Origin of the sequence: Acidicapsa dinghuensis (assembly GCF_025685685.1) — a bacterium.
GTDB lineage: Bacteria > Acidobacteriota > Terriglobia > Terriglobales > Acidobacteriaceae > Acidicapsa > Acidicapsa dinghuensis.
Genome location: NZ_JAGSYH010000008.1, coordinates 151,500 through 164,203, shown reverse-complemented (window position 1 = coordinate 164,203; position 12,704 = coordinate 151,500). Strand labels below are relative to the sequence as shown.

Sequence of the window (12,704 nt, the reverse complement as noted above, 5' to 3'; positions counted from 1 at the left end):
TTCCGAGGACAGACGGTATGCGGCTGTTATTGCGCGACAGTGACAGCGGTGTTGCAATCCGATGACTGAGCAAAATTGATCAGGACAGAAGAGGCGGCGGGTCAGGATTAGGTGCCGGATCAGCGGACGCGGAGGACGAGGATGGTTTCGTCGTCGAAGCGGGCTTTGCCGGCCTGGAATCGGGCAACGTCGGCGAAGATAGCTTCGGCTATCTGCACGGCGGGTAGCTCGCGGTGGCCGCAGAGGATGTTGGTGAGGCGGTCGGTGCCATACATCTCCCCCTGGGCGTTTTCGGCGTCGGTGATGCCGTCGGAGATGAAGACGAAGGCGTCGCCGGGCTGGGTGGCGACGGAGATCTCTTCGTATTCGGCTTCGGGGAACATACCGAGCGGGAAGCCTTCGACGGCGAGGGTCTTGATTTCACCGCCGCGGCAGAAGACGGGCTGTACGGCTCCGGCATTGGCTACCTGTAGCGTGCGGTTGTCGTCGTTCCAGACGGCGTAGAGCATGGTGACGTACTGCGAATCGAGGCGGCGCTCCTGCAGCGACTCGTTGAGTTGCGTGAGCATTTCTGCAGGCGAGGGATGGTGAAGAGCGGCGGAACGCATGATGCCGCTGACGAGTGCGGCGAAGAGGGCTGCCGGGGCGGCTTTGCCGCTGACGTCGCCGAGGATGATAGCTGAACGGTTGGCATCGTATTCGGCGAAGTCATAGAGGTCGCCGCCGATGGAGCGCGCAGGAAGAAAGCGAGCAGCCAACTCGGCATTCTTATGGACTGGGCACTCGGAGGGAAGCAGGCGTAGTTGAACCTGGCGGGCCATCGCGAGATCGCGCTCCAGCTGTTGTTCGTGGCGCACGACCTGTTGATAGAGGCGGGCGTTTTCAATGGCGATGGCGATCTGTGCGGCAAGAGTGGTGGCGGTGCGCTCGTGACGCTCGTGGAAGAAGTTCGGCTTGACGTGTTCGAGATCGAGGACACCGATGACACGGTTCTTGTAGAAGAGCGGCACAATCATTTCCGAACGCGTCTCCGGATTGACCATGTGATAACGAGGGTCGAGGCGCACATCGGGTACATTGATGAGACGCCACTCGGCAACGGCTGCGCCAACGATTCCAGTGTTGATGGGCAGCGAGCGCGAGGGGGCGGTGGCGTGTCCGAAACGCCAGGCGTAGCGTGTGACGAGGAGCTCGCCTTTGGGATCGACGAGCATGATGGTGAACATCTGGTAGTCGATGACGCGGCGTAGAAGCTGGCCGATGCGCTCGAAGAGCTGATCGATGTCGAGGATAGAGGTGAGCTCGACGGAGATTTCGTTCAAAACCTGCAGTACCTGGGCCTGACGGGTAACGCGGGAGTAAAGGCGGGCATTTTCGATGGCCTGGCCGATGCGCGAAGCGGTAAGGGTGAGCAGATGAAGGTGCTCGGCGCGGAAGTGATTGACTTCTTCGCTTTCGAGGTCGAGGACGCCGATGACCTTGTTTTTGTTGATGAGCGGAACGGCGAGCTCGGAGCGGACCTGTTCGTTGGCAGCAATGTAGTTCTCGACTTTGGTGACATCGTTGATGAGTATGGCCTGGCGCGTCTGGGCCACGCGACCGACGACGCCTTCGCCAAAAGGGAAGCGCATGCGCTCGACCTCGGGCGTGTGGCCGATCTGAAAGCGCATACGAAGCTCTTTGCCGCTTTCGTCGAGAAGGAGGATGGCAAAGATGCGGTAGGGGATAACGGCGCGGACGAGCTCGGAGGTGCGCTTGAGCAGCGTGCGGAGATCGAGGGTCGTGTTCAGCGTCTCCGCCATGCGCAGGAGATATGCGTAATCTGCCGGATCGACGCGGGGGTTTACGGGGTCAAGATAGGTGCCTGCCGTGGGACGGTAGTCTCCTTCCAACTCCGGGAGCGCGCGGTCATCGCGGCTGGTTTGTGGAGCGGGTTCTTGTTCAGCTGAGGGAAGAGACACGTCTTCGGGCATTGGGGTGATTGTAGCGGAATGACAATCCATACGTCGCAGTCAAGCGGTAATGCTGCAAGTGATTTGCGACCCATGGAAAAGTCCAGGATAACGAGACGATTCTCAGGATGCCGAAGTGGGCATACAATAGCGGGCTGTGAGGCGGGCTATGACTGTCAATCGCTCTGTTCCGACCGACACCGTATTGCCGCACGTAGTTTACCGGTGCGTCCCAGATGCGCTCTGCTGGTTGAACCGGGTCTTCGGCTTTGTTGAGCATTACCGCTACGGCGAGCCGGGAGGCCTGGTTTCTGGTGCGCAGGTGTTTGCCGGTAGTGCGTGCATCATGATTTCACGCGCGAAAGGCTTTGAAACCCCGGCGCAGGTTGGATTCCGCACGCAAATGCTGACTGTATTTGTCGAAGATGTAGATACGCATTACACACACACGCGCGAGGAAGGCGCCCGTATCATCGAGCCGTTGCACGAAACCATCTACGGAGAACGGCAGTACGGCGTCGAAGATATCGACGGCCATCACTGGCTTTTTTCGCAGCACTCCCACGATATCTCGCCAGAACAGTGGGGAGCTGTGGTTCGACGGGCATCCTGAGTGGCGCTCAAAGAAACGAATGCTCTGCTCAGATGAATGCTCCGCGGGAAAGAGCGCCCTGCGGAAACTGACCCTTTATTCCGCTCCGAGTTCGCGGACGATGCTGACCGAGGCGGATGCGCCAATGCGGTTGGCTCCGGCTTCGAGCATGGTTTTGGCGTCGGCCAGGGTGCCTATGCCGCCTGAGGCTTTGACGCCGCAGCGAGCTCCGGCAACACCGCGCAGCAGGGCCACATCGGCAGCAGTTGCGCCGCCTGAAGAGAAGCCAGTGGAGGTTTTGAGAAAGTCCGTGCCGGCCTGGATTGCTATTTCAGAGGCGCGAAGCTTTTCTTCGACCGAAAGCAGGCAGGTTTCGAGGATTACTTTGACGAGGGCGCCGTGATGATGGGCGACCTCGGCTACGCCCCGAATGTTGCGCTCGACATGGGCGTATTCGCCACTCTTGAGCTGGCCGACAGAGAGTACCATATCAAGCTCGCGGGCACCGAGACGGATGAGAGCCGCAGCTTCCTGGCGGAGGGTTGAAGCGAGAGTTGCGCCGAGCGGGAAGCCGAGAACGACACCGACGGGAACTCCGGTTCCGGCGAGCAGGGTGGCGGCGGTCGAGACCCAGACGGGGTTGATCATGGCGCAGGCGAAGCGATAGCGGATGGCTTCGTCGCAGAGATTCTCGACCTGGGTGCGGGTGGCTTCGGGCTTGAGCAGGGTGTGGTCGATGACGGCAGCGAGGTTTTGCCAACTTGATAGCGTGTTGGAGGCGAAGCCAGCGGAATCGAAGTTCCCATTGTCGATTTCAAGATCAACATCGATGTCGGCGCCGGTGGGGAGATTAGCCAGGGAGTTGGAGGGAAGTGAGGTTGCATTCGCCATGTTCGTTCTACTCCTGTTAGATGCAGCGGGCCGGAGTTGGTAGCACTGCTGAAATGGTCTTACGAGTGCGGAAAAATGATCCGTCGAAAAATGGAGCGCCGGAAATGGAGTATAGCTCGAAAAATGCGGTTGCGCCTATTCGATCCGATACCATCTGGAGCTCTATATTGAATCGGCCGCATACAACAACGCCCGCAATGGCTTTGCCTTGGAATTAGACGGCGTCGGGCGGCATCAGGCAGATGTCAGGCAGATTGCGGTAGCGCTCGGAAAAGTCCATGCCGTAGCCGATGACGAAGAGATTGGGGATGGAGAATCCGACATAATCGGCGTCGATCTGCTCAACGCGGCGCGAGGGCTTGTCGAGAAGCGCTGCGATGCGCAGGCTTTTGGGGCGATGCTGCAGGAAGAGCTTGCGCAGGAAAGCAAGGGTAAGGCCGGTGTCGAGGATGTCTTCGACGACGAGAACGTTTTTGCCTTCGATAGGCTCGTCGAGATCCTTAATGAGCTTGACGGCGCCGGAAGAGGTCTGGCTGCCTTTGGCGTAGCTTTTGACTGCGACGAAGTCGAAGGTGGCGTCGACTGTGACAGAGCGGGACAGGTCGGCGAGGAATGGGGCTGCGCCCTTGAGGACACCGATCATGACGAGTTTTTCGCCGGCGAGGTCGTTGGAGATCTGCTCGCCCATCTGGCGGACGCGTTCGGCGATCTGGTCGCGAGTGAAGAGAACTTCGAGTCCCTGTGCTGTGGTTGTTGCCATGAAAAGTAGTATCACCTGCGGGGCTGTGGGGAGGTCAACTTTTCGCACGGTCAGAATGCGGGGTGAGCATGCGCAGGGCGGCAATGGATGTGAAGTTGAGGATGGCATCGTGATCCATTGGCAGGTTGCCGCCGATGGCGAGCTTGGCGATTCCGTGAACGAGAGACCATGCGGTGAAGGCGTGGGGCATGGGATCGCCTGGTGGCAGGTCACCGGATTGCTGGGCGGCGATGATGCTGTCTAGGAGGACGCGGAAGGCTTCTTCTCCTGCATTGGCTGGAGTGCAGTCTACATTCGGTGGAGCTGCCCCTGAGTCAAACATGATTGCAAAGTGATTGGGCCACTTCAGGGCGAACTCCACGTATCCGCAACCGGCGAGTATGAGGCGTTTTGAAGGGGATGCGGTGCTGCCCTGGTTGGCGAGCATAGTTCGCGTGAGGCGCTCGAAGCCCTCGATTGCAACGGTGGTTAGGAGGTCATCTTTGCTCGTGAAATGACGGTAGGGAGCGTTGTGAGAGACGCCAGCGCGGCGGGCGACTTCGCGCAGAGTGAAGGCGCGTGGACCGACTTCGCCGACGAGAGTGACGGCGGCATTGAGAAGTGCCTGGCGCAGATTTGGATGGTGGTAGGGCGTGTCGATCTGTTTTTTGGGGATCACGAGAAAGTTTTAACAGATCAATGTTGACATGCGCAACATTTCTGAAATAGCTTGATGTTGTCGATGTCAACATTGCCGGTTGATGCCGATGAAATCTGCTGCGGAGGTGGGCGATGGCTGTGATCGGATACAGGCAGGCGAAGCTGGAGGAAGCGTGGGATGCAATCATTATCGGTTCGGGGATTGGCGGTCTTACGGCTGCGGTGCTGCTGGCTGTTCATGCCGGTAAACGGGCGCTGGTGCTGGAACGGCACTATGAGGCGGGCGGGTTTACGCATACTTTCAACAGGCCTGGATATGAGTGGGATGTGGGGTTGCACTATATCGGGCAGATGGATAGTGGTTCGAATGTGCGGCGGGCCTTTGATCATGTAACTGCCGGGCAGGTGGCATGGGAGCCGATGCCGGAAGTGTATGACCGGGTGATCGTGAGTGATCGCCGGTTTGATTTTGTGGCGGGACTGGAGCGATTTCGGGAGGGGATGAAGGGTTATTTCCCGGGCGAGACAGATGCGATTGACCGGTATATCGGGGCCGTGATGGCCTGCAATCGGGCGAGCGGGCTGTATTACGCGGAAAAAGCTGTGCCGGGGGTGATTGCGAAGCTTGCAGGTGGGCTGATGCGGATGCCATATCTGCGCTGGGCTCGCCGGACGACAGCGGAGGTGATGGCGGGGATTACGAAGAATCCGGAGTTGGCCGGGGTGCTTATGGCGCAGTGGGGAGACTATGGGCTGCCTCCGGCAGAGAGCAGCTTTGCCGTGCATGCCACGATTGCAGAGCACTATTTTGGCGGGGCGAGTTATCCCGTGGGCGGAGCCGGGACGATTGCGCGGGCAATGGCTGCACAGATTCAGCAACGCGGCGGGGCGGTGGTGACGGGGGCAGAGGTTACGGAGATTCTGCTGGAGCAAGGCAAAGCTGCCGGTGTGCGGATGAAAGATGGGCGGGAGTTTCTTGCGCCGCTGGTGATCAGTGATGCGGGTGCGGTGAATACCATTGAGCGGCTGCTGCCGGGCGACCTTCTGGCGCTGGAGGGTTTGCGGGCTGGGTTGCGGAAGCTGGCTCCGTCAACGGCGCATTTGAGTCTGTATGTGGGACTTGCGAAGACTGACGCGGAGCTGGGGCTCAAGGGCACGAATCTGTGGGTGTATCCATCGCTGGATCACGATGCGAACGTGCGGCGATTTGCGAAGGATGTCGAAGCGCCGTTTCCGGGGGTGTATTTGTCGTTTCCTTCCTCGAAAGATCCGTCGTTTCAGGAACGGTGTCCGGGGCACAGCACGGTAGAGGCGATCACGATGGCTCCATATGCTGCGTTTGCACGCTGGGCGGAGTCTAAGTGGAAGCGGCGTGGCGAGGACTATGACGCTCTGAAACGGAGGGTTGCTGACCGGCTGATGGCTGAGCTGGAGCGGCAGGTTCCAGCGGTGCAGGGCAATGTGACGCATGCGGAGCTATCGACACCGGTGACGACGCGGCACTTTATGAACTATGGGCATGGTGAGATATATGGCGTGGCAGCGACACCGGAGCGATTTGCGTTGCGCGAGCTGGGAGCGCGGACGCCGGTTCGCGGGCTGTTTCTGACCGGGCAGGATGTGGCGAGCCTTGGGGTGGTCGGAGCGCTCTATGGCGGGGTGGTCTGCGCCTCGGTGGCCATGGGGAGGAATCTTATATCGACAGTTCACAAATCGCGGGTGGGATGAGCGAGGAATGAAGAGAAGCCGGGAGGAAGGACGCGACGTCTATACTCGATAGAGAATGCTGCCGTATATCCACATTGGAATTCATTTTGTGCTGCACTTTGGCAGCAGTGTAATCCCGGTCGGACCGTGGGATGTGCCGACCTTTGGCCTGATGCTCTGGGTGGCGACGATTTGTGGGGCGTGGGTGCTGCACAAGAGCTTCCAGAGGGAGCACATCGAGGCGGATGCGCTGGGTATTGTGGCGTTGTCGGTGGTGGCTGGAATTATCGGCGCGAAGCTCTGGCATGTGATCGATACCCCGGAGGAGTTTCAGATCGACGGCTGGCGGGCGCTGATTTCGACTGGCGGGTTTGCCTGGTTTGGCGGCCTGGTGGGCGGCATTCTGGCGCTGATTATTCAAGGCAAAAAAGCGGGGTTGAGCGCGCTTCGGATGCTGGATCTGGCTTCGCCGGCGGCCGCGGTAGGATATGCGATCGGCCGAATCGGCTGCCTGACCTCGGGCGATGGCGATTATGGGGTCCCGAGCAAGCTGCCCTGGGCGATGGGATTTCCGAACGGAATCGATCCGACGCCGCCGGGAGTGCGGGTGCATCCGACGCCGTTGTACGAATGTATAGTCGGGCTTCTGATCGCGTGGTGGCTTTGGAAACGGGCAAGCCGGCATCTGCCTATTGGGGAAGTTGTAGGCGAATATTTGCTTTGGACTGGACTAGCTCGTTTTTTAGTTGAATTTATCCGGCGTAATCCACGGATTCTGTTTGGCTTATCGAATGCACAATTGGCGAGTGTTGGATCGGTGATTGCCGGGGCGGCACTGATCTGGCTGGCGATGCGGCGTCGAAAGACGGCTCCTGAGAGCCCGGAAGAGGCTGCCGGCCCTGCGTGAGTCTCTTGCGAGACCCCGCAGGAGGCGTGGAACCATAATCAGCAACAATTGACGTTTTCATGTCAAGTGATGCTTTTGATTTATGTTGGTAACCAATTGAATTATAATTAGATAATCAATTGTTATGCTTCTGCTGTCATCTGATGCTTATTTTTCACGCAGTTGCAGCTGTCCAAGGTGGTAGGAGAGATGGCTGGTCCGACTGAGCAGGACTGCCAGACGGTTGCGGTGAGGCTCTTTCGCGAAATCTTCTTCGCTTACGGTGGCGTGGCGCTCTAGCCATGCAGTGGGTGACAGCTGGGGCAGAAGCTCAGACAGTTGCCTGTTCAAGTCTTTCCACGATTGACGGAGTTGAATGGTGGTTGGATAAATCGTTGCTGCGCGGTCAGGCTGTTTGATGAAGGTTTCGGCAAACTCAGGGAACAAGGGATCTCCCAGGCGAAGCTGAGGAATCATGCTGTCGTTGACGGCAATGAGGTGACCGTAGATGTAAAAGGCGCGGTTGCGGCCGGGAACGACCGGACTCTCGAGCTGTTCATCGGTAAGAGCGTCGAGGATTTTGTCGAGACGGGTGAGCCAGACATCCCAGCTCTTGAGCGCGACGGTAACGAAGAGCGATTCGGCGGTTGCGGTCATGATGATCCTTTCCGGGTAGGAGCGGTTAGAGGTTGCTAGCGGATCAATGGCCGCCCGATGGTTTGCCACTGACCTTGAAGCTGCGGATGAAGAAGACAACCGGCACCATCGCGATCGTAAGCAGGCCGATGACGCGGAAACAATCCATGAAGCCGAGCAGACGAGTTTGGGCATCGAGCAGTTGGTAATAGTGCAGATATGAGGCCTGGAGTGAATCCGCGGGAGAATAGCCGTGAGCGTGCAGATAGGCCGCAGTGGACTGAACTGCCTGCTGCAGCCCGCCCGAAGACGCTGCGAGAGTGTCGCCGGTGCGGGTCTGGTGGAGGCTTTGGCGGCGTTCGCTGGCGGCGGTGACAAAGGCGATGCCGAAGCTGCCACCCCAATTGCGGGCAAGGTTGGTGAGGCTGGAGGCGCGATTGTTTTGGTCAGGCCGAAGTTGCGAATAGGCAATGACTGAGATCGGCACGAAGAAGAAAGCGTAGCCCAGGCCCTGGAATGCGCGGGCGAGAGCGTAGTGGTTGTAGTCGGTTTGCAGGTTGAAGCTGGCGTAGAACATCATGGCGCCGAAGACGACGACAAGGCTGAATAGTAGCAGTGTCTTTGGATGCACGATGCCGCGTTGGATGAGTTGCGCACCGACGGGGGCAAGCAGTGTGATGACGAATGCTCCGGGGCCGAGAACAAGGCCAGCGTCGATGGCGCGATAGCCGTAGAGGGATTGCAGGATCTGCGGGATCATCGTGGTCGTGGCGAAGAGGCCGACGCCGAAGATGAAGTAGAAGATCACGGAGATGGTGAAATTGCGGTTGGCGAGCAGACGCAGGTCGATGATCGGGTCGTGCTGATTAAGCTCCCACCAGATCGCGACAAACCAGGAGACAACGGCGATGATGAACATCCAGGTGATGAAGCTGGAGCCGAACCAGTCGTCGATCTGGCCGCGATCGAGGAAGAGCTCAAGAGTGGCGGAGCCGAGGCCCACCAGGGCGATACCGACGCCGTCGATGTGAAGACCGCCCGATGCACGGAGACTCTTGCGCTCCTGCTCAAATGCCGGTGGATCAGAGACAAAGCGGTTGGTGAGAAAAATGGAGAGCGCACCGATGGGGATATTAATGAGGAAGACCCAGCGCCAATTGTAATTGTCGGTGATCCAGCCGCCGAGAACAGGGCCGATAGCTGGTGCGGTGACGATGGCGACGGTGTAAAGTGCGAAAGCCGAGGCTCGTTTGCTGGCTGGGAAGGTGTCGACCAGGATGGCTTGCTCGACCGGTGCGAGACCGCCGCCGCCGATGCCCTGAAGGACGCGGCAAAGAAGTAGAAAGCCGAGGCTCGGGGCGAGTCCACAGCCGAGAGAGGTGACGGTAAAGAGGGCAACGCAGCCCATGTAGTAGGCCTTGCGGCCGAAGACGCGGCTGAGCCACGCGCTCATGGGCAGGACGACGGCGTTGGCGACGAGATAAGTGGTGAGGATCCAGGTAACTTCGTCAAAACTGCGGCCGAGTCCGCCGGCGATGTAGGGCAGCGAGACGTTGGCGATGGAGGTATCGAGCAGCTCCATGAATGTGGCCAGTGTCACGGTGAGAGCGACGACCCAGGGATTGATGGGGCGCCGGGCCGATGGAACAGCAGGCGATATTGCAGCGGAGGGATTGGCGACTATTCGCGTTGGATTGGGTGGATCGAGAACGGCGGAGTCTGCCACTGAAATTCCTTTCGTTCGGAGAAGCGGGGAAATAGAAGAATCGAACGATGAAAACTAAAAAGAGACCAATCGGTCTCGTTGAAGATGCAGCAGGCAGGGGCTGCGATTCTTGCTTTTTGTTGAAATTGCGCTTCCAGTTGCGATTGTCGAAGGAAAAATGGGCCCGACTACCGATGAAGCTTAGATGAGTCGGGAGGGAATGTCGATTCGTTCATGTGTCAATTCGTCGAAGATAAAGAGTCAGTTGCGCGAAGTTCAGAATCAACCCAGGCGTGAAGTTGCTCGATCGCTTGCCGGATTGGCTGCTCGTTGCGTCCGATTCGCTTGACGAGCATGGCGCCCTCAAGCGTGCCGATAAGGTGATTGGCGGCCTGGAGAGAATCGACAGAAACGCGGATCGTACCAGCGGCTTTGCCGGATTCGAGAGTGTCTACGATCATTTGCTGCCAGTCAGCAAGAGCAGCGCGGACGCGTTCGCGAAGCACGGGATTGCCATTTTCCGAGTCGACTGCGGTATTCAGCAAAGGGCATCCGCCGGGAATTCCTGCGCGGTGTGCGAAGTTGGCGATGTGTTGTTGGATGCGATCAGCCTGGTTGGCGATCGATTCAAGTCCTTGGCGACGCTTGGCCGTGGTTGCGCGCCAGGCAAAATCGAAGGCTTCGGCTGCAAGCTCTTCTTTGCTTTCGAAGTGACGGTAAATGCCGCCTTTTTCGAGGCCGGTGGCTTCCATGATGGTCTGGATCGAGCAGCGTTCGTAGCCGCGCTGATTGAAGATGGCTGCGGCCTCAGCAATGATGCGTTGACGGGTTTCCTGACCCTTGGAGATGCTGACTAACATGGCTGCCTTCAGGTAGACGTGCCCGGAAAAGAAACCGAGTGGTCGCACATAGCCTATCTGATTCCGGAAGAGGCGAAAAGGTTTCTGGCGTGGTGATGAAGTTTCCGGGTTGTAACTCAAGCCGCTCTGCTAGGCTGGTGCGCATGCGTCCTAACCTGTTTGTTGCCTCCGCTCTCGTCCTGGCCGCTGTGTCTCAAGTCGCTTTCACGCAAGCAACCGATTCTGTGACCTCGCGCCTGGCGGCACAGAACGCTCTCTTTGATGATGCCTGGCAGGCCAGCCTGAAGATGAGCCCGATGCTGGCGACTGCGGTGGGAGACTACCGGTATAACAACCAGCTTGGCGATTACTCGCTTGCTGCTTCCGCAGCCCGTCATCAACGCGATGTTGAAGATCTCGCGCGCATCAAGGCGATCGATTCGAGTGGATTTCCTGAACAGGATCTGATTTCGCATGACCTCTTCCAGCGTCAACTGCAGCAGCGCGTGGATGATTACGACCTGAAAGAGTTCGAGATGCCACTTAGCTCGTCGGGCGGCGGTGGAGGCATTCATGCCAATCTCGCGGACATGCCGCTTTCGATGCCATTCGACTCGGTGAAGCATTATGAGGACTACATTTCCCGTCTTCACCAGATTCCCCAGGCGTTCCAGCAGGTGGAAGATGTGTTGACTGCCGGGGTGAAGGATCATCTGATGCCGGTACGTTTTATCGCGGAGAAGATTCCCGGGCAGGCGGAGGGAGTGATCACGGCCAACCCATTTGTTCTTCCTCTAAAAAAGTTTCCCGCCAGTTTTTCCGATGCCGACAAAAAACGGTTGAGTGATGAAATTACGGCCACGGTGGATAAGGAAGTGTTTCCGGCTTACAGGCAGTTTGCTGAGTTTATTCGCACGAACTACATTCCGTATGCGCGTACTACGCTTTCGATCAATTCATTGGGAGGCGGAAAGCGCCGCTATCAGGCGACGCTTCGCCGCTTTACAACGACGGACCTGACGGCGGAGCAGATTCATGCGATTGGCCTGAAAGAGGTTGATCGCATCACTGGAGAGATGACGGCTCTGGCCAAGGCGAACGGCTATAAGGATCTAGCCAGCTTCCGCGATCACGTGGAGAATGATCCGAAGTATCAGCCAGCTTCTGCAGAGGCGATCGTCGATGATTTCCGCAAGTACATCGCCCAGATGCAACCGCGTTTGCCTGAACTGTTTAATCTGCTGCCGAAGACTGCGGTTACTGTCGAACCGATTCCGCCCTTCCAGGCTGCGGCTGCGACGCACTATCAGGGGGGAACGCCGGATGGAAAACGCCCCGGCCGCGTTTCCGTTGCTGTTTCCGATCCTACTCATCGGAGCTTCATTAATGATGAGGCTGTCGCTTACCACGAGGGTGTTCCGGGACATCATCTGCAGATTACGATTCAGCAATCGCTGACCGGTTTGCCAGAGTTTCGCAAGCATGGTGGAAACTCGGCGTATACCGAGGGCTGGGGACTGTATGCCGAAGAGCTTGGTAAAGAGATTGGCTTTTATCAGGATCCAGGCTCAGATTACGGGCGTTTGCGCTCGGAACTGTTTCGCGCTGTTCGCCTCGTGGTCGATACAGGCATTCACGATATGGGCTGGAGCCGCGATCAAGTGGTGCAGTACATGCGCGATTCGCATGCTGTGGATGAACCTACGATTCAGGCGGAGACGGACCGCTATATCGCCGGTCCTGGACAGGCGTGCAGCTATAAGCTTGGCCAACTGAAGATTCTCGAACTGCGTCAGCGGGCCAAAGAGCAGTTGGGAACTAAGTTTGATCTGAAAGCATTCCACGATGAAATTCTCTCAGGCGGCGCGCTTCCGCTCGATGTGCTTGATGCGCGAATCAACCGGTGGATTAAAGCTCAACCTGTTACTGCGTTGGGTGAATAACATCGGCTATCGTCACGGGATTGAAAAAGAACGCAATCCGTTTTCAATTCATGACTATTTGCAATGGCAGACAAAGTAACAAAGGCCCCGTCCTCACTCAGGAGAACGGGGCTTTTGTTTTTGCGTTTAGCCGTCTAGCCGGAAGTTGATCGAA

The 12,704-nt window shown here is 58.0% G+C and carries 11 protein-coding genes; 4 read left to right on the top strand and 7 right to left on the bottom strand.

From position 1 onward, the window contains the following. Window positions 1-119: 119 nt before the first annotated feature. Window positions 120-1,973: a GAF domain-containing SpoIIE family protein phosphatase gene (locus tag OHL22_RS21680; protein ID WP_263341827.1), complete on the bottom strand. Its 1,854-nt coding sequence runs from the start codon at window positions 1,971-1,973 to the stop codon at window positions 120-122. Window positions 1,974-2,121: 148 nt separating this feature from the next. Here OHL22_RS21680 and OHL22_RS21675 point away from each other — a divergent pair, with 148 nt between their 5' ends. Further along, complete coding sequence (locus OHL22_RS21675) at window positions 2,122-2,565, top strand: VOC family protein (RefSeq protein WP_263341824.1); 444 nt, start codon at window positions 2,122-2,124, stop codon at window positions 2,563-2,565. Window positions 2,566-2,640: 75 nt separating this feature from the next. Here OHL22_RS21675 and deoC read toward each other — a convergent pair whose 3' ends face one another. The 3 genes from deoC to OHL22_RS21660 all read right to left on the bottom strand — a co-directional run bounded on the left by deoC (window position 2,641) and on the right by OHL22_RS21660 (window position 4,853). Further along, window positions 2,641-3,435 (bottom strand): deoxyribose-phosphate aldolase, encoded by a 795-nt coding sequence (gene deoC, locus OHL22_RS21670; RefSeq protein WP_263341822.1) that lies wholly within the window; start codon window positions 3,433-3,435, stop codon window positions 2,641-2,643. Window positions 3,436-3,649: 214 nt separating this feature from the next. After that, window positions 3,650-4,195, bottom strand: a complete 546-nt coding sequence (gene hpt / locus OHL22_RS21665) for a hypoxanthine phosphoribosyltransferase (RefSeq protein ID WP_263341821.1) — start codon at window positions 4,193-4,195, stop codon at window positions 3,650-3,652. Window positions 4,196-4,229: 34 nt separating this feature from the next. After that, the gene (locus OHL22_RS21660) at window positions 4,230-4,853 is read right to left on the bottom strand and encodes a TetR/AcrR family transcriptional regulator (RefSeq protein ID WP_263341820.1); all 624 of its coding nucleotides are present in this window, start codon (window positions 4,851-4,853) and stop codon (window positions 4,230-4,232) included. A 113-nt stretch (window positions 4,854-4,966) separates the two neighbouring features. Here OHL22_RS21660 and OHL22_RS21655 point away from each other — a divergent pair, with 113 nt between their 5' ends. Both OHL22_RS21655 and OHL22_RS21650 read left to right on the top strand, forming a co-directional pair. Next, entirely contained in the window at window positions 4,967-6,562 is a 1,596-nt protein-coding gene (locus OHL22_RS21655; RefSeq protein WP_263341819.1) for a phytoene desaturase family protein, read from the top strand. Window positions 6,563-6,617: 55 nt separating this feature from the next. Next, window positions 6,618-7,448, top strand: coding sequence for a prolipoprotein diacylglyceryl transferase (locus tag OHL22_RS21650; RefSeq protein WP_263341818.1), 831 nt, complete (start codon window positions 6,618-6,620; stop codon window positions 7,446-7,448). Window positions 7,449-7,595: 147 nt separating this feature from the next. Here OHL22_RS21650 and OHL22_RS21645 read toward each other — a convergent pair whose 3' ends face one another. The 3 genes from OHL22_RS21645 to OHL22_RS21635 form a co-directional block, all read right to left on the bottom strand. Beyond that, window positions 7,596-8,084: a DinB family protein gene (locus OHL22_RS21645; protein ID WP_263341817.1), complete on the bottom strand. Its 489-nt coding sequence runs from the start codon at window positions 8,082-8,084 to the stop codon at window positions 7,596-7,598. Between the two features lie 43 nt (window positions 8,085-8,127). Then, window positions 8,128-9,789 carry a DHA2 family efflux MFS transporter permease subunit gene (locus OHL22_RS21640; RefSeq protein WP_317890916.1) on the bottom strand — a complete coding sequence of 554 codons (1,662 nt, stop codon included), beginning with the start codon at window positions 9,787-9,789 and terminating at the stop codon, window positions 8,128-8,130. A 218-nt stretch (window positions 9,790-10,007) separates the two neighbouring features. After that, complete coding sequence (locus OHL22_RS21635) at window positions 10,008-10,628, bottom strand: TetR/AcrR family transcriptional regulator (protein WP_263341815.1); 621 nt, start codon at window positions 10,626-10,628, stop codon at window positions 10,008-10,010. 143 nt (window positions 10,629-10,771) lie between these two features. On the opposite strand from OHL22_RS21635, the gene OHL22_RS21630 reads away from it, so the two are divergent. Further along, window positions 10,772-12,550, top strand: a complete 1,779-nt coding sequence (locus OHL22_RS21630; RefSeq protein ID WP_263341814.1) for a DUF885 domain-containing protein — start codon at window positions 10,772-10,774, stop codon at window positions 12,548-12,550. Window positions 12,551-12,704: the final 154 nt, after the last annotated feature.

Excerpts from the sequence above, each read along its gene's own strand:
- OHL22_RS21680 (WP_263341827.1), bottom strand. The coding sequence starts at position 1,973 with ATGCCCGAAGACGTGTCTCTTCCCTCAGCTGAACAAGAACCCGCTCCA.
- OHL22_RS21675 (WP_263341824.1), top strand. The coding sequence starts at position 2,122 with ATGACTGTCAATCGCTCTGTTCCGACCGACACCGTATTGCCGCACGTA.
- deoC (WP_263341822.1), bottom strand. The coding sequence starts at position 3,435 with ATGGCGAATGCAACCTCACTTCCCTCCAACTCCCTGGCTAATCTCCCC.
- hpt (WP_263341821.1), bottom strand. The coding sequence starts at position 4,195 with ATGGCAACAACCACAGCACAGGGACTCGAAGTTCTCTTCACTCGCGAC.
- OHL22_RS21655 (WP_263341819.1), top strand. The coding sequence starts at position 4,967 with ATGGCTGTGATCGGATACAGGCAGGCGAAGCTGGAGGAAGCGTGGGAT.
- OHL22_RS21650 (WP_263341818.1), top strand. The coding sequence starts at position 6,618 with ATGCTGCCGTATATCCACATTGGAATTCATTTTGTGCTGCACTTTGGC.
- OHL22_RS21645 (WP_263341817.1), bottom strand. The coding sequence starts at position 8,084 with ATGACCGCAACCGCCGAATCGCTCTTCGTTACCGTCGCGCTCAAGAGC.
- OHL22_RS21635 (WP_263341815.1), bottom strand. The coding sequence starts at position 10,628 with ATGTTAGTCAGCATCTCCAAGGGTCAGGAAACCCGTCAACGCATCATT.
- OHL22_RS21630 (WP_263341814.1), top strand. The coding sequence starts at position 10,772 with ATGCGTCCTAACCTGTTTGTTGCCTCCGCTCTCGTCCTGGCCGCTGTG.